Source organism: Vibrio sp. NC2 (assembly GCF_025195005.1).
In the GTDB taxonomy this organism is placed as follows: Bacteria; Pseudomonadota; Gammaproteobacteria; order Enterobacterales; family Vibrionaceae; genus Vibrio; species Vibrio splendidus.
Window position 1 is genome coordinate 24,861 of sequence record NZ_JANVFC010000011.1, and the last position, 25,737, is coordinate 50,597.

Consider the following 25,737-nt stretch of genomic DNA (forward strand, 5'->3'; position numbering starts at 1 on the left):
CAAAGTACGAATAAAAACAAAGGCTCCCTAGGGAGCCTTTGTTGTATCTGACGCTATCAAATTGAGATTAAGCGTCTTTTTTGTCTTCTTTTTGAACCTTGTCTTCATCCGCTGACTTTGAGTCTGAGGTGTCGTTGTCTGTTAGAGTTTTTTCCTCTAGCTCGTCCTCTTCATCGCGGTTTTCGATAACACCGTGTGTTTCTTTCCACTGTTCCCAACGCTGAAATGCCAGTTCTTGCATGTCAGTCGTCTTATCTGCCTCGTCGACAATCTCTTCGCCCACTAGGTGCTCAAAGATATCTTCTAGGGTGATGATGCCCTGAATCGTACCGTACTCGTCAACTACTAAGGAAAGCTGCAGGCGGTTTGCCATCATTTGGTCAAAGGCTTTAGCCAAGCCCATGTTGTTCAGCAACACGTGGATAGGGCGCATTACTTCACCCAGAGCTTTCTCGCCACAACCCGCTTGTTGCAATCTAAACAGCTCCAGACGGTGCACAAAACCAATGATGTTGTCAGTTTGCTCGCTGTAAACTAATGGGCGCGAGAATGGTGTGTCTTTGTGTTGCTCTAGGAACGTATTCACGCTCATTTCGGCATCGACGCGGAATACAACAGGGCGCGGTGTCATCACTTGCGTCACGGGCACATCTTGAATGCCTAATAGATTGCTCAGAATTTTTGATTCGCCTTCAGCAAACTCACCACTTTCTTTTGCCAAAATAGCCATTGCAGACAGCTCATCACGCATTTTTGGTGCTTGGTGGCCACGAGCAAGACGTTTGGTGATCTGTTCGGAGAACCAGACAAACGGTGTTAGAAAGAAAACCATCCAGCGAAGTACGTTTGATGATGCTGGAGCAAGTTGACGCCAGTAGGTTGCACCAATGGTTTTTGGAACAATCTCAGACAAAACCAAAATACCCAAAGTCAGTACGGCAGAGAATACACCTAACCATTGGCTACCAAAAACCACAGCCGCTTGTGCACCTGCCGTCGCAGCACCGATTGTGTGCGCGATGGTGTTGAGCGTTAAAATTGACGCGAGCGGGCGGTCAATGTCTGTTTTCAGTTTGTCTAAAGACTCTGCTGCAGGGTGCCCATTTTGTTTTAGTTGAGCAATGTAGCTCGGACTAATACTCAAAAGTACAGCTTCTAAAACAGAACAAATGAAAGAAACTCCAATAGCAATGGAGACGTAAATAGTTAGCAGCAGCATGTTTGCCCTTAAATTAAATTGTACGCTTTAGCAGCGATTCAGCGTGGATTATAGAGATAAAGTAGTGGCTAGGTCATCATTAATTTGCCTCTCAGCCCCTTTTAAACAAGGGCTTGCTCAATAAAATCAGTAACAAATTGTGAGTTATTACTCATATTATGGCTAAAACTACGGCATTAGAGCTAAAGATCGACGACAAACCTTTGCCAGATGGGGCATTTATGTTTTAGAGTAAATTGAATTCAAAAATACAAAGAAGGGAAACCTAAAATGAACAAGACTCAATTAATCGACTTTATTGCTGAAAAAGCGGACCTTTCTAAAGCACAAGCTAAAGCTGCTCTAGAAGCGACTCTTGGTGGTGTTACAGATGCTCTTAAAGATGGCGATCAAGTTCAGCTAATTGGTTTTGGTACTTTTAAAGTAAACCACCGTGCAGCTCGCACTGGTCGTAACCCAAAAACTGGTGATGAGATCCAAATCGCTGCTGCAAATGTTCCAGCATTTGTTGCAGGTAAAGCGCTGAAAGATTCAGTGAAATAATCTAAACTGTACCGAGGTAGTCGTATTCCACCTCGGTACAGGTTTTTATGAAAAAAGCATTTCTTCTCGTTTCACTATTATCTACATTCCTCATTGGCTGTTCATCAACCAGCCCCAGCAAAAACCTAGAGCAATTTGAAACTCACACCGGCGGCCAAGTCATGGGCGACGCGACAAGTTTTTACTGGGTTACTAATAAACTAACACAACCTCATTCTTCAGCTGACTATGTCACTGTCGGCGATTACGGCTGGTACCAAACTGACTATGCTTGGTCGGAAGGTATACTTCGTGAATTCGTTCGTGAAGGCGAACAGCGTAATTCATCGAATAAGCTGGTGCCTTATCGTGTTCATGTGCGTTTCAACAAGTCAGGCGAGGCTGTGTATCAGCAGTATCGTATTGACAGCAAAATCTTACCTATCCAAGCCAAGCAGCTTGAAAACTATCAGAAAGAAGCGACGTCGGTTCTAGCGACCACAACGAAGCAGCATGATGAAGGGCTTAGGCTGATTCAGGGTTACTGGAATGGCAGCTCTTTTAAAACGTGCGCTGGTGGTGAGTTTGATCGCATTGAATTTAACCAGACCTTACCAGGCTTCGTGATTGACCGATTGGCGTCTGTGGAAAGCTATGCGGCGTTTCTTGGCAGTGACTTACTCGGTAAGATGAGCGTAGAAGAGTTACTGATGCTGGCTGAAGACAGTCATGATTGTGTCGTAAGGCCATCGTTGCTGAAAGAATAGAAAGCAATCAAAGAATTAAGAGTATTTGGCCTACTGTAGGCTAAGTGCCTATTTGTCTGTACAAATACAGTTTCTTGTATATATGAGATAATAAAAAGGCGCCTATTGAGGCGCCTTTTTCTGTTATTCACTTGCTCTCACTCGAATCTAAGCGAGCAACAAGATTGTTTACTGCTCTTGTTCGCGCGCAATCGCACGGTAACCAATGTCATTGCGGTGGAACATACCATTCCAGCTAACTTGCTTCGTCAACGCGTAAGCGCGCTCTTGAGCCTCAGAAACCGTATTGCCCAGTGCTGTTGCACAAAGTACACGACCGCCGTTTGTCACAACGTCGCCAGCTTCATTATTTGTCGTACCCGCGTGGAAAACCTTTTGGCCTTCAACTTCGCTTATTGGTAGTGAAATAACGTCACCTTTTGCGTAGTCAGCAGGGTAACCGCCAGCCGCAAGAACAACACCGATAGAAGCGCGTGGATCCCACTTCGATTCTGCTTCGTCGAGCTTCTCGTCGATAGCCATTAGGCAAAGTTCAACAAGGTCTGACTCCATACGCATCATGATAGGTTGCGTTTCAGGGTCGCCAAAGCGGCAGTTGTATTCGATAACTTTAGGTGTGCCGTCAGCATCGATCATTAGGCCAGCGTAAAGGAAACCTGTGTAAGGTGCGCCTTCCGCGTCCATGCCACGTACCGTTGGGTAGATAACTTCCTCAAGGATACGGTTGTGGATTTCTGGAGTCACAACCGGTGCAGGAGAGTAAGCACCCATGCCGCCCGTGTTCGGCCCAGTGTCTTTGTCGCCAACACGTTTGTGATCTTGGCTGGTGGCCATAGGAAGCACGCTAGAGCCGTCAACCATTACAATGAAGCTTGCTTCTTCGCCTTCGAGGAACTCTTCGATAACAACGCGGCTGCCTGCTTCGCCAAAGGCGTTGCCCGCTAGCATGTCTTTGATTGCGTCTTCTGCTTCTTCAAGTGTCATCGCAACGATAACGCCTTTACCTGCCGCAAGACCGTCAGCTTTCACTACGATAGGAGCGCCTTGCTCGCGAACGTAAGCGATAGCTGGCTCAATCTCAGTGAAGTTTGAGTAGTAACCTGTTGGGATATCATGACGAGCTAGGAAGTCTTTGGTGAATGCTTTAGAGCCTTCAAGCTGTGCTGCCGCTTGAGTTGGGCCAAAGATTGGTAGGCCAACTTCGCGGAATGCATCAACCACACCGATAACCAATGGTGCTTCAGGGCCCACGATAGTCAGTTCGATTTTTTTATCTTGAGCAAACGCGACTAAACCAGCGATGTCTTCAACGCCGATGTTTACGTTCTCTAGTTTCGGCTCAAGTGCAGTACCTGCGTTACCTGGAGCAATGAATACTGTTTCAACGTTTGGGTTTTGTGCCGCTTTCCAACCTAGTGCGTGCTCACGACCGCCAGCACCGATGATTAAAACTCGCATTGTAAAATCCTTAATCTCAAATATCTAAATATTTAAAAAAACAAAGTTATAAGTCTTGCTCAAAGTAGTTGGTGATGTGGCTAGGCAGCAATTGAGCCCATCCCCGGAATCATAGTCCGCTATGTGACCGGGGTGGGCGAAAGCAGCTAACGACGCCACAGTGCCAAATACGAAGAGGAAATTAGTGGCGGAAGTGACGCATGCCCGTAAAGATCATCGCCATGCCGTGTTCGTCTGCTGCAGCGATAACTTCGTCATCACGCATAGAGCCGCCCGGTTGGATAACACACTTGATGCCAGCTTCTGCTGCCGCGTCGATACCGTCACGGAATGGGAAGAATGCATCTGATGCCATCACACAACCTTCAACCTGTAGACCTTCGTCTGCTGCTTTGATGCCTGCGATTTTTGCAGAGTAAACGCGGCTCATTTGGCCAGCACCCACACCAATCGTCATGTCACCTTTCGAGTAAACGATCGCGTTAGATTTAACGTACTTCGCTACTTTCCAGCAGAATAGAGCATCTTTTAGTTCTTCCGCTGTAGGTTGGCGCTTAGAAACGACGGTTAGGTCATCCTCAGAAACCATGCCTTGGTCGCGGTCTTGCACTAGCAAACCACCGTTAACGCGTTTCACGTCAAAACCAGTTGTCTTAGTTGTCCACTTACCACACTCAAGCAGGCGAAGGTTTTTCTTAGCCGCTACGATTGCTACTGCTTCAGCAGAAACAGATGGTGCAATGATAACTTCAACGAATTGACGCTCAGTGATAGCCGTTGCTGTTGCTGCGTCTAGTTCACGGTTGAAAGCGATGATGCCGCCAAATGCAGACGTTGGGTCTGTTTTGAATGCGCGGTCGTAAGCTTCTAGGATGTCTTCACCTAGTGCAACACCACATGGGTTAGCGTGCTTAACGATCACACATGCTGGCTGGTCGAACTCTTTCACACACTCAAGTGCTGCGTCAGTGTCAGCGATGTTGTTGTAAGAAAGGGCTTTACCTTGAATTTGGCGAGCCGTTGAAACTGATGCCTCTTCAGGATTCGCTTCAACGTAGAATGCTGCTGCTTGGTGGCTGTTCTCACCGTAGCGCATGTCTTGCTTCTTTTCGAACTGTTGGTTGAACGTGCGAGGAAATTTACTTTCTTCGTCACCTTCTTTGTTCTCACCGTATGATGGAACCATAGTGCCGAAGTAGTTTGCGATCATACCGTCGTAAGAAGCCGTGTGTTCGAATGCTGCGATAGCGAGGTCGAAGCGAGTCTCTAGGGTCAGAGATTGCTCGTTAGCGTCCATTTCAGTGACAACGCGCTCGTAGTCGTGTGCGTTTACAACGATCGTTACGTCTTTGTGGTTTTTCGCTGCAGAGCGAACCATTGTAGGGCCACCGATGTCGATATTCTCAACAGCGTCAGCAAGGGTACAACCTTCTTTAGCAACGGTTTCTGCGAATGGGTATAGGTTTACAACAACCATATCGATAGGGTTGATACCGTGAGTTTCCATCACGTCATCATCTTGGCCACGACGGCCTAGAACACCACCATGAACTTTTGGGTGCAGAGTCTTAACACGGCCATCCATCATTTCTGGGAAACCAGTGTAGTCAGATACTTCTGTAACAGAGATGCCTTTTTCAGCAAGCAGGCGAGCAGTGCCACCGGTAGATAGGATATCTACACCACGGTTAGCAAGAGCTTGTGCAAATTCAACGATACCAGTTTTGTCTGATACGCTGATGAGAGCGCGGCGAATTGGACGAGCGTTATTCATGCTTCCATCTTCCTCAAATTCATGGGGTTAAAATAAAGATATTTGCCAAAAAAGAACTTGTTTCTATCTTCTTAGCGTGGATTATCTTAGATACCAGTAAGAGATAAAATATTGGCCAGTTTTGGTAAAGACCTTTTGGGTTAGTCTTATGATTAAGCTATAAGATAACCAACTCCAAATTTGATGGCGCAGATTCTAACTAATTTATTACAAAAAAGCTCGCGCAATCGTTTGGCATCTCAAAATTAATTATGAAAAGTGCCATTTCAGCCTGAAAAGTAACGATAAGGTTAATTGTGGAATGGACGGAACAGTAGGAAAAAACATGTTTCAGATCGGTGAATTAGCGAAACGATGCGGTGTGACAGCCGATACCTTACGATTTTATGAGAAGAATAACCTGATCGCGCCAGCCAGTCGCAGTGAGTCGGGTTATCGCCTATATGATGAAAATAACCAGAAACAGGTGACGTTTATTCTCAAATCTAAAGCGTTGGGACTGAGTCTGGACGAGATTAAAGAATTGCTTGAGATTCGTCTCGAAGCCACACAGCACAGTTGCGCCGAAGTGAAATCAATTACCTCAGCAAAACTAGAGATGATCGATGAGAAGATTACCGAGTTAACCAAGATTCGCACTGCACTTAAAAAGATCAATGATGCGTGTTGTGGCCACGTAGACGACGATGCAAGCCATTGTTCTATTCTGGCAGCCTTGGATTCAGCAAACGTTGATAAAGAGCGCTGCTGTCGCACTGGAGAGTAATCAGCCACCTATTACGGTTCGACAAGCCAAAAAAAAGCCAAACTCAAAAAATGAGCTTGGCTTTCCATTCAATAAATTACGAAAGAACGATTAGTTCATGCCGTATTTTTTAAGTTTCTTGCGAAGAGTACCGCGGTTAATACCCATCATGGTTGCTGCGCGAGTTTGGTTACCGCGAGTGTACTGCATGATAGTGTCTAGTAGTGGCTGTTCAACTTCAGCTAATACTAATTCGTATAACTCGCTGACTTCTTGACCGTTTAATTGAGCAAGGTAATTTTTCAATGATGCTTTAACTGAGTCACGTAGTGGTTTCTGCGTGATTTGGTCTTGTGATGTAACTGTAGTTACTGTCAATGCTTCTGAAGTCAGATTTTGTTCGAACATATTCGGTCTAGCTCTTCTCGTAATTATGGTGCAACGTTATCAAAAAAACCTTCTAGCGCTTCAAGCTGCAGATCACCTGCTTCGAATGCGTTGAAGGTACGGCGAAACTCACTCGCTTGTTCATGTTCTTTTAGGTACCAACCCACATGCTTACGAGCAATTCGGGGGCCTAAAAACTCGCCATAAAACTCATGTAGAGCGTTCACATGACCAAGCATGATGTCTTTCACTTCCGAAATCGGGAGCGGGTCCATCGTGGTGCCGTTTTCCAAATAGTGTAGGATTTCGTTAAAAATCCAAGGACGTCCTTGGGCAGGTCGACCTATCATTAAAGCATCAGCACCGGTGTACTCCAGCACAAACTTCGCTTTTTCCGGGCTATCGATATCACCGTTAGCGATAACCGGAATAGATACTGCTTGTTTCGCTGCTTTAATGTGTTTGTATTCTGCCTCACCTTTGTACATACAAGCGCGAGTTCTCCCGTGAAGGGCAAGAGCTTGTATGCCGCAGTCTTCGGCTATTTTCGCGATTTGGACACAGTTTCTATTGTCTGTATCCCAGCCTGTGCGCGTTTTCAACGTTACTGGAACGTCGACAGTATTTACCACAGCCTTCAGAATATCTTCAATGAGTTCTGGATGCTGAAGTAGGGCTGAGCCCGCAAGCTTCTTATTCACTTTTTTGGCTGGGCAACCCATATTGATATCGATGATTTGCGCACCGTTAGCAACATTGAATTGAGCAGCCTCGGCCATAAGCTGTGGATCTGCACCAGCGATTTGTACTGAACGAATGCCCGATTCGCCTTCATGTACCATACGCTGCTGAGATTTTGACGTTTTCCAAACTTTAGGATTGGAGGACATCATTTCACTGACTGCCATCCCCGCACCGTAACGAAGACACAACTCACGGAATGGTCTATCCGTTACGCCAGCCATAGGAGCGACGATTAGATTGTTCTTAAGTTGATAATTTCCGATTTTCAAAAATGTCATCACAGTTCTGTACCAGCAAGGGCGCGCATTTTACGCATTTTTTCGCTGCGTGAAAAGACTAATATTTGAGCATTTACAATTTGTTTTTGTAATTTGTTTAAATTTCAGTCAATTAGCGCTCAAAGTCTTACCTAGCCTTGCTTCTGACCTGAGATTCGACACCATTCTTGTTGTTCAATGATCGGATCAATGTGAAGCTCATCACGATAATAAGTCGCAACATCTTCCGCTTGTGTATCTAAAACACCCGACATCGCAAGTACACCATTTGGCTTAACTAGGCCTTTAATGATGCCAGAAAGGTCGCGTAATGGGCCAGCAAGGATGTTGGCAACAACAACGTCAGCAAGTAAACCTTCCGGTTGATCTTGTGGTAAGAAGACTTCTAGTTGCTCTGCCACGCCATTGCGTTGTGCGTTGTCTTTTGATGCAAGCAGGGCTTGAGGATCAATGTCGATCCCGATAACTTTTGCCGCGCCAAGTTTGATCGCAGCGATCGCTAGGATGCCTGAACCACAACCGAAATCGATCACGGTTTTGCCTGTAAGGTCTAAGCCTTCAAGCCACTCAAGACACAATGCCGTTGTCGGGTGAGTACCTGTACCAAATGCAAGACCGGGATCCAGCATTACGTTTACAGCGTCAGGTTCAGGGATATCGCGCCAGCTAGGGCAGATCCATAAACGCTCACCAAACTTCATTGGGTGGAAGTTGTCCATCCATTCACGTTCCCAATCCTTGTCTTCAATTTGCTCTACTTTATGAGCAAAGTCTGCAGGGAACATGTTGCTTGCTTTAATCTGCGCTAGAACGACACCAGTATCAGTCTCAGCGTCGTAAAGCGCGAGAATGTCAGTATCACCCCAAAGGCGAGTTTCACCCGGCAGAGGCTCAAATACAGGGGTATCTTGTGCATCCAGGAAAGTTACGGAAAGAGCACCAGTCTCTTCCATTAACATGTCGCCGATTTGTTCGGCATTTTCATTGGTCGCATTAAGCTTGATTTGAATCCAAGGCATGGCTGCATCTTCTATATGAGAAAAATTGGATGGGGAGTCTAGCAGAAAATATGAGCAAATTCATCAAAACACCGCGGATTATAAGAGGGATTATTGATTGATTTTTGCGAGTGTTTAAAAACAAAAATGCCCACCGAAGTGAGCATTTATTACTGTTCTACAGAGAACGTATTACGGAAGACTAGCTTCTATTGCAGACCAAGTTTCTTCTCAAGGTAGTGGATGTTTGCCCCACCGTGTTGGAAGTTTTCGTCGTTCATAATCGCTAATTGCAGCTCAGTATTGACGTTGATACCTTCAACAATCATTTCTGCTAGTGCGTTCTTCATACGTGCAATCGCTACGTCACGGTTCTCACCGTAAGTGATCAGCTTGCCGATCATTGAATCGTAGTGTGGTGGTACTGTGTAGCCAGTATAGATGTGAGATTCCCAACGAACACCCATACCACCTGGAGCATGGAAGCGCGTGATCTTACCTGGAGATGGTAAGAAACGAACTGGATCTTCCGCGTTGATACGACATTCGATTGAGTGGCCGCGCAGCTTAATATCATCCTGTGTGAATGATAGAGGCTGACCAGCAGCAATGCGAAGTTGCTCTTTCACTAGGTCGATACCCGTTACCATTTCAGTAATCGTGTGCTCAACCTGGATACGAGTGTTCATTTCGATGAAGTAGAACTCACCGTTCTCGTATAGGAATTCAAATGTACCTGCGCCGCGGTAACCAATCTCAAGACATGCACGAGTACAACGGTCACCGATGTACTTACGCATCTCTTCAGTGATACCTGGAGCTGGTGCTTCTTCCACAACTTTCTGGTGACGGCGCTGCATTGAACAGTCACGCTCACCTAGGTGGATAGCATTGCCTTGGCCATCTGCAAGCACTTGTACTTCAATATGACGTGGGTTTTCTAGGAATTTTTCCATGTAAACCATGTCGTTATTGAAACATGCTTTTGCTTCAGCACGCGTCATCGCGATAGCTTCTGTTAGTTCTTTTTCAGTACGAACAACACGCATACCACGACCGCCGCCGCCGCCAGATGCCTTGATGATTACAGGGAAACCAATGCGCTTAGCGTGCGCTTTGTTTTTCACTTCATCATCATCAAGAGGGCCGTCAGAACCCGGTACACAAGGTACGCCAGCTTTCTTCATTGACGTGATAGCTGACACTTTGTCACCCATCATGCGAATGGTTTCAGCTTTAGGGCCAACGAAGATAAAACCACTGCGCTCTACCTGTTCTGCAAAATCTGCATTTTCAGATAGGAAGCCGTAGCCAGGGTGAACAGCTACTGCACCTGTAACTTCAGCTGCGCTGATGATACGAGGGATGTTTAGGTAGCTATCGATACCACGAGCTGGACCGATACAAATGGTTTCGTCAGCAAGCAGTACGTGCTTAAGATCGCGGTCAGCTGTTGAGTGAACCGCTACCGTTTTGATGCCAAGCTCTTTACATGCTCGCAGAATACGCAGTGCAATTTCACCACGGTTCGCGATTACTAATTTATCTAACATAATGAGTGCTCTCTATTATTCGATAATTACTAGAGCTTGGTCGAATTCTACTGGTTGACCGTCTTCAACTAGGATAGCCGTTACAACACCAGATTTATCAGCTTCGATTTGGTTCATCATTTTCATTGCTTCAACGATACATAGCGTTTCGCCAGCAGTTACAGATTGACCAACCTTAACGAATGGTTTTGCATCTGGGCTTGGAGCGCCGTAGAAAGTACCAACCATTGGAGAAAGAACTTGGTGGCCAGCTGGAACTGCAGGAGCTGCTGCTTCTGCTGCTACAGGTGCCGCCGCAGGTGCTGCCGCTACAGGAGCTGGAGCCGCTGCATATTGAATCGGTGCTGCAGATACAGGGCTGTTACGACTGATTCGTACTGACTCTTCACCTTCAGAGATTTCTAGCTCAGAAATACCAGACTCTTCAACCAATTCGATTAGCTTTTTGATTTTGCGAATATCCATTGTTTCTTTCTCTTTATCTGTTGATTGAACTTACTCTTTGACTGAGTAGGTTAGTAATAGTTCGTTGTTTTTATTTACTTTGCGTTGAGCTTGTTGAGCGCAGCCGTCAAAGCAAATTGATAACCTTGGGCACCTAAGCCACAAATCACACCTTCTGCTTTATCAGATAGGTAAGAGTGGTGACGGAATGGTTCACGTGCGTGAACATTCGATAGGTGAACCTCAATAAATGGGATAGCAACACCAAGTAGTGCATCACGCAACGCCACACTGGTATGTGTAAAGGCCGCTGGGTTGATAATAATGAAATCAACATTTTGATAAGCACTATGGATAGCTTCAATCAGTTCATACTCACGATTTGACTGTAAGTGAGACAGCTCAACATCTTGTGTTTTCGCTTGCTCGGTCAATGAGCTAATAATCTGGTCAAGTGTTTGAGAACCGTAGTGTGCAGGCTCTCTAAGGCCTAACAGGTTAAGGTTTGGGCCATTTAAAACTAGAATGCGAAACTTTGTAGACATTGTGGGGCTATCTTCCTTTATCGTGTTTACGAATGTGAATGTTGCCATTTTATTGAAAATCTGGGGTTAATTTCCAGTAAGAAAAACCCAAATTTAAAAATTAGAACCAGATTATAGCTAATTCAGCGCAAATCGCAGCAATTTACTGGTCTAATCTCCTATAAGTACAGCATGGAATTGTTATCAACTTAACAAAAAACCACGATGGCTTTAATTTTATCGAAGATATTTGAGATCAAGATCGGCCATAAAAAAACCGCCACATAGGTGACGGTTTCGTTATGGTCTGTTTTAAACAGTGACTAGCTAATGTGACGGGTTGCTTATGCCAGTTCTGCTTTCTCTGCAATCAGTTTATCAACCACGCTTGGGTCGGCCAGTGTCGAGGTATCACCTAGATTTCCAGTATCGCCGGTGGCAATTTTACGAAGGATACGACGCATGATCTTACCCGAACGAGTTTTTGGCAGAGAGTCTGTCCAATGCAGGACATCTGGCGTTGCGATAGGACCAATCTCTTTACGTACCCAGTCTTTCACTTCTTTATGAAGCTCTGCAGTTGGGAACTCACCATCATTCAACGTGATGTAAGCGTAAATGGCTTGGCCTTTAATATCATGAGGAATACCGACAATCGCGGCCTCAGCAATCTTATCAAACGCCACTAGAGCGGATTCAATCTCAGCGGTACCCATACGGTGACCAGATACGTTAAGCACGTCATCAACACGGCCAGTAATCCAGTAGTAACCGTCTTCATCACGACGAGCACCATCACTGGTAAAGTACATGCCTTTAAAGGTAGAGAAGTAAGTTTGTTCGAAACGGTCATGATCGCCATGTACGGTACGCATTTGTCCTGGCCAAGAGTCAAGAATCACAAGGTTGCCGTCTGTTGCACCCTCAATGATGTTACCCATGTTATCAACCAGCGCGGGCTGTACACCGAAGAATGGGCGAGTCGCTGAACCCGGTTTTAGGTCTGTTGCGCCCGGCAGTGGTGAGATTAAGATACCGCCCGTTTCTGTTTGCCACCATGTATCGACAATCGGAGACTGCTCATTACCAATCGTTTTGTAGTACCACTCCCACGCTTCTGGGTTGATAGGTTCACCTACCGAGCCCATGACTCTTAGGCTGTCACGAGAAGTCCCTTCAACCGCTTCATTGCCTTTCGCCATCAAAGCGCGAATCGCTGTTGGTGCAGTATAAAGAATATTAACTTGATGCTTATCGACCACTTCACTCATACGGCTGGTGTTCGGGTAATTAGGCACGCCTTCGAATAGAATTGTTTTTGCGCCATTGGCAAGCGGCCCGTAAACGAGGTAAGTGTGACCGGTAATCCAGCCTACATCCGCTGTACACCAGAAGGTTTCGCCTTCTTGGTAGTCGAATACGTATTTGAAGGTCATGGCTGCATAAACAAGGTAGCCACCTGTGGTGTGCATAACACCTTTCGGTTTACCTGTAGAGCCTGACGTATAAAGGATGAATAGTGGGTCTTCTGCGTTCATCTCTTCTGGTGGGCAATCTGCCGATACATTAGCAATAGCATCATGCCACCACACATCACGGTGTTCGTGCCACGCCACATCGCCGCCAGTGCGTTTGAATACGAAAACCTTCTCGATGTTTTTTACTTCAGGGTTGGTGAGTGCTTCGTCAACATTTTTCTTCAGTGGAACCGCACGGCCACCACGCACGCCTTCATCGGCAGTGATAACAACTTTAGAGTTGGAATCGATAATACGACCAGACAGTGCTTCTGGAGAGAAACCGCCAAATACCACAGTGTGGACAGCACCGATACGTGTACACGCCAGCATAGCCACTGCCGCTTCAGGAACCATTGGCATATATAAACAAACCACATCGCCTTTGCGTACGCCTTGCTCTTTTAGAGCATTTGAAAACAGGCATACATCTTTGTGCAGTTCATTAAAAGTTAGTGTTTTGTCATCAGCCGGATCATCGCCTTCCCAGATGATGGCGACTTCATCACCGCGCTCAGCAAGGTGACGGTCGATACAGTTAGCCGAAACATTAAGCGTGCCATCTTCAAACCAGCGGATATCGATGTGGCCAGGGTCAAAAGAGGTGTTCTTTACCTGTGTGAAAGGTTTAATCCAATCAACGATTTTTCCGTGTTCACCCCAAAAGCCTTCAGGGTCAGATACAGATTGTTGGTACATGGCTAGGTAAGTGTCATTATCCGCGTGCGTCGTTGATTTAATATTTTCTTTTACCGGATAAACGTGGGCTTCACTCATTGCATCTCTCCTTGTGCCTACATTCTTAATGAACTGGCAACTTCCTTTGTGTTCAGTTTCTAAGTCTATTACAGGACTGTCGTTGTGCTATCACTCTCGGCTAGGACGGCGATTTCCACAATTAGACTTTAGGATGAGACGCTGCTTTTCACTTAGAAAATAGCGAGTTAAGTTCATTTTTGCGATATTGCTCTCTATGCAGAGAGGCAATGGTTGAATTAAGAATAAGAAGAGTTGAAACGAGGTAAATCACCGTATTTAAGGCGAACAAAGATCAGGGCTGCGGAGATAGCATCTTGTAATGCATCATGTTTATTGACCGGGATAGGCAAATCCAGCTGGCGGCAGATGGCGTCCATACTGAGATCGAAGTAGGCATTGGGCAGCTGCCTTTCGAGTTTTTCTTGATAGAGCAGGCTCACTTCGACTAACCGGTTAGGCAATGGAAATCCGAGTTGTTTTAAACAGGCGCGATCGAGAATTTTTTTATCGTAGCGGATGTGATATCCGACTAAAGGGCGATTACCGATGAAATCCAGCAGCTCAATTAGAGCTTGTTTCTCTTCTATGCCGTGCTTTAGATCTTGATGGCGAATGCGATGGATTTTGATGGAATTGGAATCGAGTGACTGCGGTGCTCGTAGTCGAACTTCAAAAGGTTGGCTGGTAATGATTCGGTTACCGATGATCTTTGTCGCGGCAATAGTGACTAATTCCGCCTGATTAGGGTCGAGGCTGGTGGTTTCACAATCGAGCGATACATATTCATTATGGGTAGGCGCGGCAAAAAAAGGCTGATAGGGGGAGCCTTTAAGTTTGTGATGCCAGTAATAACGAACCAATCTATTCATCGTTCAGCCGCCTAGTCTCTTATTTGATAGTGGTAGCCTAGCCATTGCTTGAATTTCTTCACCACATGCAAGCTATGACGAAGCAGATCCCTGTCTGCTCGCTCCATCAACTTCACGTTAATTTTATTGCTGCTGTGTTGTTGGGATAACCGCTGAGATAAGCGCCACTTAAAGAATTGCTTGAGCGCTTCGTTAAGGTTATCGGCGGTACTTTGCTCCAATACATTTTTACCGACTAGGTGCTCAATCCGCTCAAAGGTGTTGTTGACCGTGACACCATGCTCAAGGCTGAGTGCCCGAATGCCATGCACGATAGGGAAAATACCGCCTTGTTTGATATCGAGCCCTGACTTGGACTGTTTAACATTGCCAAACAGGGTGAGGGGAACGGAAAAGTTCAGGGCAGGGCGACAAAATTCGGTGAGGATTAACTCCTGTCCCAACATTAAATCACTGAGGTGTTGTTTCACTGGTTTTAAGAGTTCTCTATTACCTGCTACAGCATGGGCATCCGCCATGATCGCGATGTCCATTACGGTTTCTGGTGTGGCTTTTCTTACCCAACTCGTGAGGGTTTGTTTCCATTCTTGCTGAGAGTGCACCCACTTAGGGTTGTTGACCATTACGTTGCCCGGGCAAAGAGGGTAGCCCAATTGCTGCAGGGTGTGGGTCAGGTCGTTCATAGCGCTTTGGCATTGGTGCCACTCTAAACCATCTTGAATGATGAGTGCATTATCTTGATCGGTTTTGAGAATTTGCTCTCCGCGGCCTTCAGAACCCAGAACGATTAAGCAGCAGTGATTGTGCAGCGCGGGTGGAATGATGAGCTCAAAGGCTTTCTCAATGATCTGCTCGTTGACCGCAGAAATTAGCTCCATGATAAAGCGCGTACGAATCCCGTTACTGAGCAAACTCTCGACCAGTTGACGCTGTTTGTTGGATGCCATTGCCAACTCTTCAACGCTGGTGGCTCGCGCAATACGTAAAGTGAGAACGTGTGAATGAGTGGAAAACGCACTGAGAATTTGCGTCATGTCCACCATACCAACCGCATTAAGACCATCACAAACCATCAGTCTTTTTACACGATTTCTAGTCATGGTAATCATGGCATTAAACAAAAAATCGCCTTGATTGACATGCATTACCGGAAAGGTCGCAATATCACCGACAGGGGTATCTAGTGGGAAATTATCCAGCATTACAGCATGTAATAAATTGGTCCGTGTGACGATTCCATACGGTAAGGTACATGATGTTCCAAAAGCTTTTGGAACATCATGATCCAAATGAACCAAAGCGGAGTCTAAACCTTGTTCTTTAAGGGTTTGAGTGACTTGATTGATAGGTTGGTTCGGTTTAAGTATCAGTGGTGGGTGATAGATAGAGTCATCCACTTTGGTCAATATGAACTCGGCTAGATTCTGCTGCTGTTGGGCGGCTTCGATCAGTGCTTTACGTGTTGATAGGTTGCTATCAAAGTAGGCGGCGAATTGGCCATTAGCGTGGTAAAGCTCGAGAAAAATCTCGGTGGGCAGCAGATAACTTAATGTATCTTCGAGCGCGATGTATTGGTGTTTGGTGTGAGGTTCAAACTGGCTTCGGACATCAAAAATATCGTCATTGGCATAGTGTGCGTAAATCTCGCCATCACTGCTCGCGCGCTCTTCAACCGCTCCTTTGATCAAAATGTGCAGGTGTCGGCTCGGCCTATCGGCTTCCAGGATTACTTCTTGAGAGCGGTAATACACCACGTCTAATGAAGAGCGCAGCTTCAACTGTTCGGTGTCGGACAGGCTATCGAAGGGTGGGTGCTGCATATTAAAGTTGTCAGGCATAAGCATCACAAGAAGAAATGGGAGTCTTTAATCAGTCTGACAAAATACCAGCGAAGCTCCAGACGACTTTAGTCTAAATGCGAGTATGGGTATCGATGAGCCTGAGATATCTCGTTGAAATGCGATATCCAAGTAAATTGAATATAGGAATACTATCCCAGTAATAATTCCCTTTTTCATCGTATGCGAGATAGGCATAATTGGCGCTTCCTTGTTCCACACATTTTTATAGGTCGCCTATGTTTAATCCTTCCCCTTATGGCTGGATATCCCAGTATTTTCTTGGTTTCTTTTTTGCCTATGGCGTTTATCTGCCATTTTGGGCGCTGTGGTTTGAAGACCAAGGCGTTTCTGCAGGGGACATTGGCGTATTGATTGGTGTGGGTTTGGCTACGCGTTGTGTTGCCAACTTTGTGATAACACCGCGTATCCATAAAGTTGAGCATTTAATACCAGCATTGCGTTGCCTCAGTTTTGTCGCGCTATTATTTGTTGGTTTCCATTTCTTTACTGGTGGTAGCTTTTTATTGATGTTGCTAGCAACGGTAATGTTCAACCTCTGCTATGGACCGATTATTCCGCTTTCTGATGCAATGGCGAACCATTACAGCCGTCTCAAGATGCTCGATTACGGACGTACACGTTTGTGGGGTTCAGTGGCATTTATTGCTGGTTCAACGGTGGTTGGTTATCTGGTGGCTGAATTTGGCACGGATATGATTTTGTATACTGCGCTGGCAGGAGTTTTGGTTTCTCTGTTGTTCGCGATGAGAAACCCGAACGTAATGCCGGTGACAGAATCAGAGCAAGTCACTGAAAGACCTAAACTTGGTCAACTATTACGTGAATCGTCGGTAGTGAAGTTTCTTGCATTGATGGCACTGCTTCAAGGAAGCCACGCCGCGTATTACAGCTTTAGTGCGATTTACTGGAAAGAGGCGGGGCACTCTGAGGCGATCATCGGTTATCTGTGGAGCTTGGCTGTGGTTGCTGAGGTGGCTGTATTTGCTCTGAGCAAGCGATTGTTTGCTGGATTATCATTGCGCACTCTGTTTGTGATTGCTGGCATCGGGGTAATGGCTCGTTGGGGTATCACAGCATCAACGATTGCGATTCCAGTATTGATAGTGGCTCAGTTGCTGCACGGGGTGACGTTTGCTATGGCACACATCGCAGCGATTCAATACATCCAATCTGAAGAACAGAACAAGATGGTTGCGCTACAAGCTCTCTATAATGCGATTCCATTAGGTGCATTTATTGCTCTGATGACCACCTTAAGTGGTTGGGGATATGAGCTTTGGGGTGCCAATATCTTCTGGGGTATGGCCGCAATGGGAGCACTTGCCTTGTTTATTAAGGTCGATGAAAGAAGCTCAGTGGTTGAGGTTAATCAAACAGCCTCAGCTCAATCTGATGCTCAGAATTAAAGCCTAAAGCACAGAATTTAAGCGATGCGATTGAGTTAAACGCACTTCCCTAGTTAAATGAAACCTCTCCCTTATGGAGAGGTTTTTTTATGGATGAAAAAGGGTTTTTAATGCAAGGATGGATAGTAATTCCAGTCTCTTTAGCCTATTTGGGCGTGTTGTTTTTGATCGCTTGGTATGGAGACAGGCAAGTTCGTTGGCTATCACGCTGGCGTCCATGGATCTATAGCCTTTCTATTGCGGTGTATTGTACCTCTTGGACCTTTTATGGAACGGTCGGGCAGGCGAGCAATAACCCATGGTCCTTCTTGCCCATCTACCTCGCCCCTATTTTGGTTTTCACATTGGGATGGCGGATCTTAGCTCGGCTGATCCTCATCGCCAAGCGTGAACACATCACCTCTATTGCCGACTTTATCGCGGCTCGTTATGGAAAATCTCAAGGCTTAGCGGTGGCGGTGACCATTATCGCTGTGGTTGGTATTCTTCCCTATATCGCGCTGCAATTGCGCGGTATTACCATGGGGTTGGATATTGTTGCGCCAAACCTAGCCACTGATTTTGGTTATCAGGACTATCACGTCTCTTGGTTTGTGGTCGGTGCATTGGCCATTTTTACGATGTTGTTTGGCACGCGACACATCGATAACACTGAACACCACCGTGGCATGATGATGGCTGTAGCGTTTGAATCCATCGTTAAGCTCGCGGCATTTTTGATTGTTGGCTTGTTCATCATGTACCTGGCGGTGAGCAGTGACAAAATCGACCTGCTTGATGTGGCGGCTTCCACCTATGAATCACCGAATATTCCGACCTTAATTATTCATACCGTTTTAACCATGTTGGCGATTGTCTGTTTGCCGCGCCAATTCCATACCATGGTGGTTGAGAACGAACGCCCTCAAGATTTGCATACTGCTCGCTGGCTGTTTCCGCTTTACCTGATTTTGATGGGACTTTTCGTGCTGCCAATTGCTTGGGCAGGACAAGGGTTGCTCACTGACATGCCGGCTGATACTTACGTTATCAGTGTGCCAATGGCAGAAGGTGCGAATCACATTGCTTTGTTAGCTTTCCTCGGAGGTACTTCGGCGGCGAGTGGCATGGTGATTGTATCGACCATAGCATTAGCGATCATGGTATCGAATGATTTAGTGATGCCATTGTTGCTGCGTCGTATGCGTCTAACCCAAAGAACACATCGACATTTTTCTGGCCTGTTACTGGTGATTCGACGTGGGTTAATTTTGCTGCTGTTACTTGGTGCTTGGTTGTTTTATCAGGCCCTCGATACTATCCATTCATTGTCGGCTATTGGCTTTCTTTCTTTTGCTGCGATTGCTCAGTTCGCTCCTGCATTAATTGGTGGATTGTACTGGCGTCCCGGAAACCGAAAGGGCGTTTATGTCGGTTTGCTTGTCGGTTCTGTGATCTGGCTGATTACCCTGATGAGTCAAACCAGCATGCTAGCGGGCGATAGCGAAAGTAACTTACTGCTGTGGATTATCACGCCGCCAGAACTGCTGAGAAGTTGGGATGTTAGCAGCTCCAATTGGGGCATAGTGCTGAGTATTTTACTCAATACCTTGTGCTATGCCGTGGTCTCGATGACGACCAGACCAAGCCTAAGTGAGCGCTTACAATCGGCAGCATTTGTTGGTACACCACTGCCTGAAAATGAGAACATCAGCCTCTATCAAAACCGTGTGACAGTCGCAGAATTAGAGATGTTGGCATCGCGTTTTGTGGGTCGAAAGCGAGCGAAAAGCGCCTTACACAGCTATTGGCAGCAACATGGCCAGCCGTTACTTCCCAATCAACAAGCTCCAGCAAGCCTGATTAGACACGCAGAGCGCGTACTCGCCGGTGTATTCGGTGCTTCGTCTGCTAAGTTAGTACTCACTTCTGCTTTGCAAGGCAGAAACATGCAGCTTGAAGAGGTTGCGACTATCGTTGATGAAGCCTCGGAATTGTACGACTTCAGCCGTGGTTTACTGCAAGGCGCGATTGAACATATTGGCCAAGGTATTGCAGTAATCGACAAACAAATGAGGCTGGTGGCGTGGAATCAACGTTACTTAGAATTGTTTGAGTTCCCTGCTGGCTTGATTCAGGTTGGTCGACCCATTTCAGATGTTATTCGTCACAATGCTGAGCAAGGTTTGTGTGGCCCTGGCGACCCGGAAGATCACGTTCGCCGCCGTGTTTATCACCTTGAACAAGGCACTCGACACACCTCTTCTCGCATTCGTCCCGATGGTCGAGTCATTGAAGTGCAAGGTAACCCGATGCCAAGCGGTGGCTTTGTGATGAGCTTTACCGACATCACGGTATTCCGACAAGCAGAGCAAGCGCTAAAAGATGCTAACGAAAGCTTGGAATCGAGAGTGCATGAGCGAACTCAAGAGCTCGAAAAACTGAATCATCGCTTGGTAAAAGCAACTCAGATTTCGGACCAAGAATCACAATCCAAGAGTCGTTTTCTTGCGGCTGTGAGTCACGATTTGATGCAGCCATTAAATGCTGCTCGCTTGTTTGCTTCTTCGCTATCTGAGGTGGCAAAAGAACAAGAGGTCAAACAGCTTTCATCCCACATCGAGAGTGCCCTTGGTGCGGCTGAAGATCTGATTGGTGATTTGTTGGATATCTCGCGCTTGGAATCCGGTAAGTTAGAAACCAACATTCATGCGATTGCCGTGCATGATGTACTAACCAATTTGAATGCGGAATTTAGCGCTTTAGCGATACAACAAAAAATCCAGTTTCAAATGATCCCATCGTCATTGTTCATTCATTCTGACCCTAAATTATTAAGACGCGTGATTCAGAACTTTTTGACCAATGCGTTTCGTTACAACCCGGAAGGGAAAGTGGTACTGGGTGCGAGACGAGTGAATGGTCAGGTTAGAATTGATGTGTGGGATAACGGAACCGGTATCGATGAAGACAAGCAACAAGAGATCTTCGAAGAATTTACTCGTGGTAGCCAAGTGCGTGCTGATCAGGGGTTAGGGCTAGGATTAGCCATCTCCAAAGGTATTGCCCATGTGCTTGGCCATCAAATTTCGATGCGCTCATGGCCGGGCCAAGGCAGTGTCTTTTCCATCACCTTAGCTCGCGCGGAAAAAGTGGCTCCGGTTGTACAAGCTTCGACGCCAATGGCGACTAGTGATATCGAGCACTTGAAAATACTGTGTGTCGATAATGAACGAGAGATTTTAGTCGGTATGGAGAACTTGATTGGTCGTTGGGGTTGTGAGGTTAAGACAGCCGTTGATCTAGTTGAAAGCTTGAAGTGCCTAGATGATGGTTGGCAGCCGGATGTGATTTTCTCTGATTACCGTTTGGATAATGGCCGAACCGGACTCGAAGTCCTGCAGCAGTGTCGTTTACGTCTTGGGGACTCTTTTGAAGGGGTCATCATCAGTGCTGATAGAACCGATGACATGTTGGCAGCGATAAAGGCCAATAGTTTTAGTTTTATAGCCAAGCCAGTGAAACCGCTAAAACTTAGAGCGGTATTGAATCGAGTGAGTTAACTTGAATTAACAGGTTCGGATTAGCACATTCGGACTTGTGAGCGGATAGTGGAAAGGCCTCGTATGAGGCCTTTTTTGTTTCGGTAAGGAGCGTTAATTTTTGGTTCATTGATTAACTAACCGGCAATACCACCCTGCGTCAGTGTGGTTGGATCAAGTAGCTTGCTAAGTTCTTCTCGGCTGAGATCAGTTTCTCTTTCTGCAACATCAAGAATCGGTAAGCCCTCTTTATAAGCTTTCTTGGCAATATCTGCTGCCTTTAGATAGCCAATCACAGGGTTGAGCGCCGTCACTAGAATTGGGTTCTTTGACAGTGCTAAATCGAGATTGTCTTGGCGCACGGTGAAGGTAGCTATCGCTTTATCAGCCAGTGCGACTGAGCTGTTGGCTAACAACTCTATGCTTTCTAGAACGTTATGAGCAATAACCGGCAGCATCACATTCAATTGGAAGTTACCCGATTGGCCAGCAATCGTGATCGTGGTGTCATTGCCAATCACTTGCGCTGCCGCCATGGCTGCAGCCTCTGGAATCACAGGGTTGACCTTTCCTGGCATGATAGACGAGCCCGGTTGCAGCGCTTGTAACTCAATTTCCCCTAAGCCAGCCAACGGCCCTGAGTTCATCCAGCGAAGATCGTTTGAGATCTTGAGGATCGCAACTGCTGCAGTTTTAAGCTGACCAGAAAACGCAACGATCGCGTCTTGGCTGCTGAGGTTGAAAAAGAAGTTTTCACTCGAGGTAAAACTGATCTTTGTTGATTGAGACAGGTTACTTGCAAATTTATCGGCAAAGCGTGGGTCGGCATTGATCCCCGTACCTACCGCTGTGCCACCTTGAGCAAGTGCCTTGATTGCTGGCAAACTGCTTTCAATGGCTTGCTTGGTGTGTTCAATCTGGAACTTCCAACCACCAAGCTCTTGAGCAAAGGTAATCGGCATTGCATCCATTAGGTGAGTACGGCCTGTTTTTACTACCTCAGCAAGCTCTTGCTGTTTAACGGTAAGTGCTGAAGAAAGGTGAGTTAACGCAGGCAACAATTTGTTTTCTGTCATCAAAGCAACGCTTACTTGGATCGCCGTTGGCACGACATCGTTACTGCTTTGACCCATGTTGACGTGATCATTGGGGTTCACGTCGCCTTGTAAGCTTCTTGAAGCGAGCGTGGCAATGACTTCATTGGCATTCATGTTGGAGCTAGTGCCAGAACCCGTTTGGTAAACATCAATAGGGAATTGCTCGAGGTGTTTACCCTCAATTATCTCTTGGCTTGCCTCGGCAATTGCGTTTGCAATATCACCTTCTAATAAGCCTAATTGAGCGTTGGTATCGGCGGCGGCTTGCTTAATTAACGCCAGTGCTTGAATAAAGCTGGTTGGCATCTTGTGCGAGCTAAACGCGAAGTTATCCGCGGCACGTTGAGTTTGTGCCTGGTATAGCGCATCGGCAGGGACTTTAACTTCGCCCATGCTGTCTTTCTCAATCCGAAATTCTTGGGTCATGTTCTATCCTTGTTAGCCAAGTGGGGCTTGGACTTGTTGTAGTGTCTGGCTGATATTCAAAAAACGCGCTTGGCCGTGCGGTTGCTGGCGGTAGTGGCGTTTTAAATAAAATAGTGGAGAGTGAATAGAGTCTAGGCAGATATGACGAAAGGCGAAACTGTGGTCAGGAGACTCAATCGCTTCAATTAAATGAAAGAAAACTTGGCGCAGGTACAGTTCACACAACAAGATATTTTCTTGAGCGGCATGCTTTTCATAGTAAGCCGACAGCGTGAGTGCGCATTCGATATAGTCTCGAATCACAAACGGTTCGTTACCTTGAACTTGCTCTAATGAAGCAAAGCGATCCTGTGCTTTGTAAAATCTTGAATAGAGAACCTGCTGCTCTTTCATCATCATTTGCATCTCTTTAATGGATGTTAATGATAATTATTATCAAATGAAAGTTTAAAAACAACCCTTTCTTTAGTCTTTTTATAAAATAGCAGGGAAAAAGAAAAAGCCGATACATAAAGTATCGGCTTTCTTGAGTCAGTACCTAATCCCTACAATGTAAGTACTGATTCATTTTCTAAGTGCTTATTATCCTAGTCACTAAGTAGCGAGCTTCTTAGTGGTCGTGAGCTTCACCAGCACCTTTAGGATAACGGATAGACTCAACCATCTCTTGTACATCTTCAGGAACTTCAGCGGTCACTTTGTTCACTGCAATTGATACTACAAAGTTTAGACACATACCTAGCGTACCAATGCCTTCTGGGCTGATACCAAACCACCAATTTTCCGGTGTGCTTGCTGCTGGGTTAATGAACTTGAAGTAGATGATGTAGCTTGCTGTGAAGGCAATACCTGACAACATACCTGCAATTGCGCCTTCCTTGTTCATCTTCTTGTAGAAGATACCTAGGATGATGGCAGGGAAGAAGGATGCTGCGGCTAAGCCGAAGGCAAACGCTACTACCTGAGCTACGAAACCTGGTGGATTAATACCTAAGTAACCAGCACCGACAATCGCGACCATCGCTGCCAAACGAGCGGCTAATAGCTCCTGCTTGTCGGTCATGTTTGGTCTAAAGCCTTTCTTCAACAAGTCATGTGAAATCGACGTTGAGATGACCAATAGTAGACCTGCGGCTGTTGATAGTGCGGCTGCTAGGCCACCGGCTGCAAGTAGTGCTACAACCCAGTTAGGTAGTTTTGCTAGTTCTGGAGAAGCCAGTACGATGATGTCACGGTTAATCTTCATCTCGTTGCGTTCATCGCCCGAGTAGAACATTTTGCCATCGCCGTTCTTATCTTCCCAACCGACTAGGCCAGTGCTTTCCCAGTTTTTATACCAGCTTGGTGCGTCTACTGCTGCGACACCTTGCATGTCTGGGCCGTTAATCGTTTCAATCATGTTCACACGAGCGAACGCTGCAACGCCGGGTGCTGTTGTGTATAGCAATGAGATGAACAGTAGTGCCCAACCCGCTGAGATACGAGCATCACGTACTTTTGGTACTGTGAAGAAACGAATGATTACGTGTGGAAGACCCGCAGTACCGACCATTAGAGCTGCACAGATGAAGAATACATCCACCATGCTCTTGTTACCTTCGGTATAGGCGGTAAATCCGAGCTCTTCGGTTAGGCCATCCAGTTTATCAAGAAGGTAAACATCCGTGCCTGATAGCGTTGAACCCATACCAACTTGTGGAAGTGGGTTACCCGTCATCATGATAGAGGTAAAGATTGCTGGTACAAGGAAGGCGAAAATGAGGACACAGAATTGAGCTACCTGCGTATAAGTGATGCCTTTCATGCCACCAAGCACTGCGTAGAAGAACACAATACCCATACCAATGATGATGCCTAGGTTAATATCAACTTCTAGGAAACGAGAGAATACAACGCCAACACCACGCATCTGGCCTGCAACGTACGTAAATGATACGAAGATTGCACAGAATACCGCTACCATGCGTGCTGTTTTCGAGTAGTAACGTTCACCGATGAAATCAGGAACCGTAAACTGACCGAACTTACGTAGGTAAGGTGCTAAACATAGCGCAAGTAGTACGTAACCACCTGTCCAACCCATAAGGTAAACCGCACCGTCGTAACCAACGAATGAGATGATACCTGCCATTGAGATGAATGATGCTGCCGACATCCAGTCAGCGGCTGTTGCCATGCCGTTTGCTACTGGGTGTACGCCGCCGCCAGCAACGTAGAATTCACTGGTTGTTCCAGCGCGAGCCCAGATTGCGATGCCGATATATACTGCGAAAGTAATACCGACGAGAATAAACGTCCAAGTTTGAATATCCATGTTCTAGCCTCTAGTCTTCCTGTACGTTGTATTTTTTGTCCAGCTTATTCATGCGAACAACGTAAATAAATATCAACGCCACGAAGGTATAAATTGAACCTTGTTGAGCGAACCAAAAACCTAGCTTAAATCCGCCAAATTGAATGGTATTGAGGACATCCACAAATAAGATGCCTGCGCCGTAAGACACCACAAACCATATTGCGAGTAGTGTTCCCATTATTCCCAAGTTTTCCTTCCAGTAGGCTTGAGCATGTTCCGTAGATTCGAACGCCATTGCCTTCTCCTTTATTCCGTTTTCGTAGAAACCGTTTTTGTGAAACCGTTTTGTAAAATAGCGTGTTAACGTAATGTTACGATTTAGAATGTAGCAAGGATAAGTCAAGGGATCTGTGCAACTTTAGTCGGGATGGTATTAGCGCTAATGTACTGAAATATGGGAGCTAGGAGACATAACTATAGAAAAATGTGATGTTACAGTATTGTTAAATTAGCCAAAGGTCTAACAAAAAGGGATGAATTAGACTGCGAGTCATAAAATTTAACAACTAAA

At 46.0% G+C, this 25,737-nt stretch carries 21 protein-coding genes; 5 read left to right on the forward strand and 16 right to left on the reverse strand.

The features are described from left to right. Positions 1 to 67: 67 nt before the first annotated feature. The gene (locus tag NX845_RS14755) at positions 68 to 1,219 is read right to left on the reverse strand and encodes a CNNM domain-containing protein (RefSeq protein ID WP_017077566.1); all 1,152 of its coding nucleotides are present in this window, start codon (positions 1,217 to 1,219) and stop codon (positions 68 to 70) included. A 270-nt stretch (positions 1,220 to 1,489) separates the two neighbouring features. Between NX845_RS14755 and hupA the strand changes: the two genes are divergently transcribed. Further along, on the forward strand, positions 1,490 to 1,762 hold the full coding sequence (gene hupA / locus NX845_RS14760; protein WP_004729753.1) for a nucleoid-associated protein HU-alpha: 273 nt from the start codon (positions 1,490 to 1,492) through the stop codon (positions 1,760 to 1,762). Between the two features lie 47 nt (positions 1,763 to 1,809). After that, positions 1,810 to 2,508 carry a DUF1481 domain-containing protein gene (locus NX845_RS14765; RefSeq protein WP_065682709.1) on the forward strand — a complete coding sequence of 233 codons (699 nt, stop codon included), beginning with the start codon at positions 1,810 to 1,812 and terminating at the stop codon, positions 2,506 to 2,508. A gap of 168 nt (positions 2,509 to 2,676) precedes the next feature. Here the strand turns inward: NX845_RS14765 and purD are convergent, their stop codons facing one another. Both purD and purH read right to left on the reverse strand, forming a co-directional pair. Next, the gene (gene purD, locus NX845_RS14770) at positions 2,677 to 3,966 is read right to left on the reverse strand and encodes a phosphoribosylamine--glycine ligase (RefSeq protein WP_102575795.1); all 1,290 of its coding nucleotides are present in this window, start codon (positions 3,964 to 3,966) and stop codon (positions 2,677 to 2,679) included. A 181-nt stretch (positions 3,967 to 4,147) separates the two neighbouring features. After that, positions 4,148 to 5,740 carry a bifunctional phosphoribosylaminoimidazolecarboxamide formyltransferase/IMP cyclohydrolase gene (gene purH, locus NX845_RS14775; protein WP_102569469.1) on the reverse strand — a complete coding sequence of 531 codons (1,593 nt, stop codon included), beginning with the start codon at positions 5,738 to 5,740 and terminating at the stop codon, positions 4,148 to 4,150. A 325-nt stretch (positions 5,741 to 6,065) separates the two neighbouring features. Between purH and zntR the strand changes: the two genes are divergently transcribed. Next, positions 6,066 to 6,506, forward strand: a complete 441-nt coding sequence (gene zntR / locus NX845_RS14780; protein ID WP_029222059.1) for a Zn(2+)-responsive transcriptional regulator — start codon at positions 6,066 to 6,068, stop codon at positions 6,504 to 6,506. Between the two features lie 90 nt (positions 6,507 to 6,596). On the opposite strand, the gene fis is transcribed toward zntR, so the two are convergent. From fis to NX845_RS14825, 9 genes are all read right to left on the reverse strand, one after another. Next, a complete protein-coding gene (gene fis, locus NX845_RS14785) occupies positions 6,597 to 6,893 on the reverse strand; it encodes a DNA-binding transcriptional regulator Fis (protein ID WP_004729744.1) in 297 nt (98 codons plus the stop codon). A gap of 23 nt (positions 6,894 to 6,916) precedes the next feature. Next, entirely contained in the window at positions 6,917 to 7,885 is a 969-nt protein-coding gene (dusB, locus tag NX845_RS14790) for a tRNA dihydrouridine synthase DusB (RefSeq protein ID WP_260256973.1), read from the reverse strand. Positions 7,886 to 8,025: 140 nt separating this feature from the next. Further along, positions 8,026 to 8,913, reverse strand: a complete 888-nt coding sequence (prmA, locus tag NX845_RS14795) for a 50S ribosomal protein L11 methyltransferase (protein WP_017083825.1) — start codon at positions 8,911 to 8,913, stop codon at positions 8,026 to 8,028. Between the two features lie 188 nt (positions 8,914 to 9,101). Continuing rightward, complete coding sequence (gene accC / locus NX845_RS14800) at positions 9,102 to 10,445, reverse strand: acetyl-CoA carboxylase biotin carboxylase subunit (protein WP_004729738.1); 1,344 nt, start codon at positions 10,443 to 10,445, stop codon at positions 9,102 to 9,104. A 15-nt stretch (positions 10,446 to 10,460) separates the two neighbouring features. Further along, positions 10,461 to 10,910: an acetyl-CoA carboxylase biotin carboxyl carrier protein gene (gene accB / locus NX845_RS14805; RefSeq protein WP_017083823.1), complete on the reverse strand. Its 450-nt coding sequence runs from the start codon at positions 10,908 to 10,910 to the stop codon at positions 10,461 to 10,463. 74 nt (positions 10,911 to 10,984) lie between these two features. Then, positions 10,985 to 11,434: a type II 3-dehydroquinate dehydratase gene (aroQ, locus tag NX845_RS14810; protein WP_004729735.1), complete on the reverse strand. Its 450-nt coding sequence runs from the start codon at positions 11,432 to 11,434 to the stop codon at positions 10,985 to 10,987. A gap of 323 nt (positions 11,435 to 11,757) precedes the next feature. After that, complete coding sequence (gene acs / locus NX845_RS14815) at positions 11,758 to 13,707, reverse strand: acetate--CoA ligase (protein ID WP_260256963.1); 1,950 nt, start codon at positions 13,705 to 13,707, stop codon at positions 11,758 to 11,760. 218 nt (positions 13,708 to 13,925) lie between these two features. Next, complete coding sequence (locus tag NX845_RS14820) at positions 13,926 to 14,558, reverse strand: 3'-5' exonuclease (protein ID WP_065682705.1); 633 nt, start codon at positions 14,556 to 14,558, stop codon at positions 13,926 to 13,928. Between the two features lie 11 nt (positions 14,559 to 14,569). Continuing rightward, positions 14,570 to 16,402, reverse strand: coding sequence for a DUF294 nucleotidyltransferase-like domain-containing protein (locus NX845_RS14825; RefSeq protein ID WP_065682704.1), 1,833 nt, complete (start codon positions 16,400 to 16,402; stop codon positions 14,570 to 14,572). Positions 16,403 to 16,635: 233 nt separating this feature from the next. Between NX845_RS14825 and NX845_RS14830 the strand changes: the two genes are divergently transcribed. Further along, positions 16,636 to 17,826, forward strand: coding sequence for a 3-phenylpropionate MFS transporter (locus NX845_RS14830; RefSeq protein ID WP_017094128.1), 1,191 nt, complete (start codon positions 16,636 to 16,638; stop codon positions 17,824 to 17,826). A 110-nt stretch (positions 17,827 to 17,936) separates the two neighbouring features. Then, positions 17,937 to 21,368 (forward strand): PAS domain-containing hybrid sensor histidine kinase/response regulator, encoded by a 3,432-nt coding sequence (locus NX845_RS14835; RefSeq protein ID WP_167409364.1) that lies wholly within the window; start codon positions 17,937 to 17,939, stop codon positions 21,366 to 21,368. A 116-nt stretch (positions 21,369 to 21,484) separates the two neighbouring features. Here NX845_RS14835 and NX845_RS14840 read toward each other — a convergent pair whose 3' ends face one another. The 4 genes from NX845_RS14840 to NX845_RS14855 all read right to left on the reverse strand — a co-directional run bounded on the left by NX845_RS14840 (position 21,485) and on the right by NX845_RS14855 (position 25,461). Further along, a complete protein-coding gene (locus NX845_RS14840) occupies positions 21,485 to 22,870 on the reverse strand; it encodes a lyase family protein (RefSeq protein ID WP_108156220.1) in 1,386 nt (461 codons plus the stop codon). A 12-nt stretch (positions 22,871 to 22,882) separates the two neighbouring features. Next, the gene (locus NX845_RS14845) at positions 22,883 to 23,269 is read right to left on the reverse strand and encodes a hypothetical protein (RefSeq protein WP_004729728.1); all 387 of its coding nucleotides are present in this window, start codon (positions 23,267 to 23,269) and stop codon (positions 22,883 to 22,885) included. 211 nt (positions 23,270 to 23,480) lie between these two features. Beyond that, positions 23,481 to 25,184: a sodium:solute symporter family protein gene (locus NX845_RS14850; protein WP_004729727.1), complete on the reverse strand. Its 1,704-nt coding sequence runs from the start codon at positions 25,182 to 25,184 to the stop codon at positions 23,481 to 23,483. A 10-nt stretch (positions 25,185 to 25,194) separates the two neighbouring features. Next, complete coding sequence (locus tag NX845_RS14855; RefSeq protein ID WP_004729726.1) at positions 25,195 to 25,461, reverse strand: DUF4212 domain-containing protein; 267 nt, start codon at positions 25,459 to 25,461, stop codon at positions 25,195 to 25,197. Positions 25,462 to 25,737: the final 276 nt, after the last annotated feature.

What these genes read in the sequence shown, in the direction of transcription:
- NX845_RS14855 (WP_004729726.1), bottom strand. Translation starts at nt 25,461, where the DNA reads ATGGCGTTCGAATCTACGGAACATGCTCAAGCCTACTGGAAGGAAAAC.
- NX845_RS14835 (WP_167409364.1), top strand. Translation starts at nt 17,937, where the DNA reads ATGCAAGGATGGATAGTAATTCCAGTCTCTTTAGCCTATTTGGGCGTG.
- hupA (WP_004729753.1), top strand. Translation starts at nt 1,490, where the DNA reads ATGAACAAGACTCAATTAATCGACTTTATTGCTGAAAAAGCGGACCTT.
- purH (WP_102569469.1), bottom strand. Translation starts at nt 5,740, where the DNA reads ATGAATAACGCTCGTCCAATTCGCCGCGCTCTCATCAGCGTATCAGAC.
- purD (WP_102575795.1), bottom strand. Translation starts at nt 3,966, where the DNA reads ATGCGAGTTTTAATCATCGGTGCTGGCGGTCGTGAGCACGCACTAGGT.
- zntR (WP_029222059.1), top strand. Translation starts at nt 6,066, where the DNA reads ATGTTTCAGATCGGTGAATTAGCGAAACGATGCGGTGTGACAGCCGAT.
- NX845_RS14845 (WP_004729728.1), bottom strand. Translation starts at nt 23,269, where the DNA reads ATGATGATGAAAGAGCAGCAGGTTCTCTATTCAAGATTTTACAAAGCA.
- accB (WP_017083823.1), bottom strand. Translation starts at nt 10,910, where the DNA reads ATGGATATTCGCAAAATCAAAAAGCTAATCGAATTGGTTGAAGAGTCT.
- NX845_RS14840 (WP_108156220.1), bottom strand. Translation starts at nt 22,870, where the DNA reads ATGACCCAAGAATTTCGGATTGAGAAAGACAGCATGGGCGAAGTTAAA.
- aroQ (WP_004729735.1), bottom strand. Translation starts at nt 11,434, where the DNA reads ATGTCTACAAAGTTTCGCATTCTAGTTTTAAATGGCCCAAACCTTAAC.
- NX845_RS14755 (WP_017077566.1), bottom strand. Translation starts at nt 1,219, where the DNA reads ATGCTGCTGCTAACTATTTACGTCTCCATTGCTATTGGAGTTTCTTTC.
- NX845_RS14825 (WP_065682704.1), bottom strand. Translation starts at nt 16,402, where the DNA reads ATGCTTATGCCTGACAACTTTAATATGCAGCACCCACCCTTCGATAGC.
- acs (WP_260256963.1), bottom strand. Translation starts at nt 13,707, where the DNA reads ATGAGTGAAGCCCACGTTTATCCGGTAAAAGAAAATATTAAATCAACG.
- NX845_RS14850 (WP_004729727.1), bottom strand. Translation starts at nt 25,184, where the DNA reads ATGGATATTCAAACTTGGACGTTTATTCTCGTCGGTATTACTTTCGCA.
- NX845_RS14820 (WP_065682705.1), bottom strand. Translation starts at nt 14,558, where the DNA reads ATGAATAGATTGGTTCGTTATTACTGGCATCACAAACTTAAAGGCTCC.
- accC (WP_004729738.1), bottom strand. Translation starts at nt 10,445, where the DNA reads ATGTTAGATAAATTAGTAATCGCGAACCGTGGTGAAATTGCACTGCGT.
- NX845_RS14765 (WP_065682709.1), top strand. Translation starts at nt 1,810, where the DNA reads ATGAAAAAAGCATTTCTTCTCGTTTCACTATTATCTACATTCCTCATT.
- prmA (WP_017083825.1), bottom strand. Translation starts at nt 8,913, where the DNA reads ATGCCTTGGATTCAAATCAAGCTTAATGCGACCAATGAAAATGCCGAA.
- fis (WP_004729744.1), bottom strand. Translation starts at nt 6,893, where the DNA reads ATGTTCGAACAAAATCTGACTTCAGAAGCATTGACAGTAACTACAGTT.
- NX845_RS14830 (WP_017094128.1), top strand. Translation starts at nt 16,636, where the DNA reads ATGTTTAATCCTTCCCCTTATGGCTGGATATCCCAGTATTTTCTTGGT.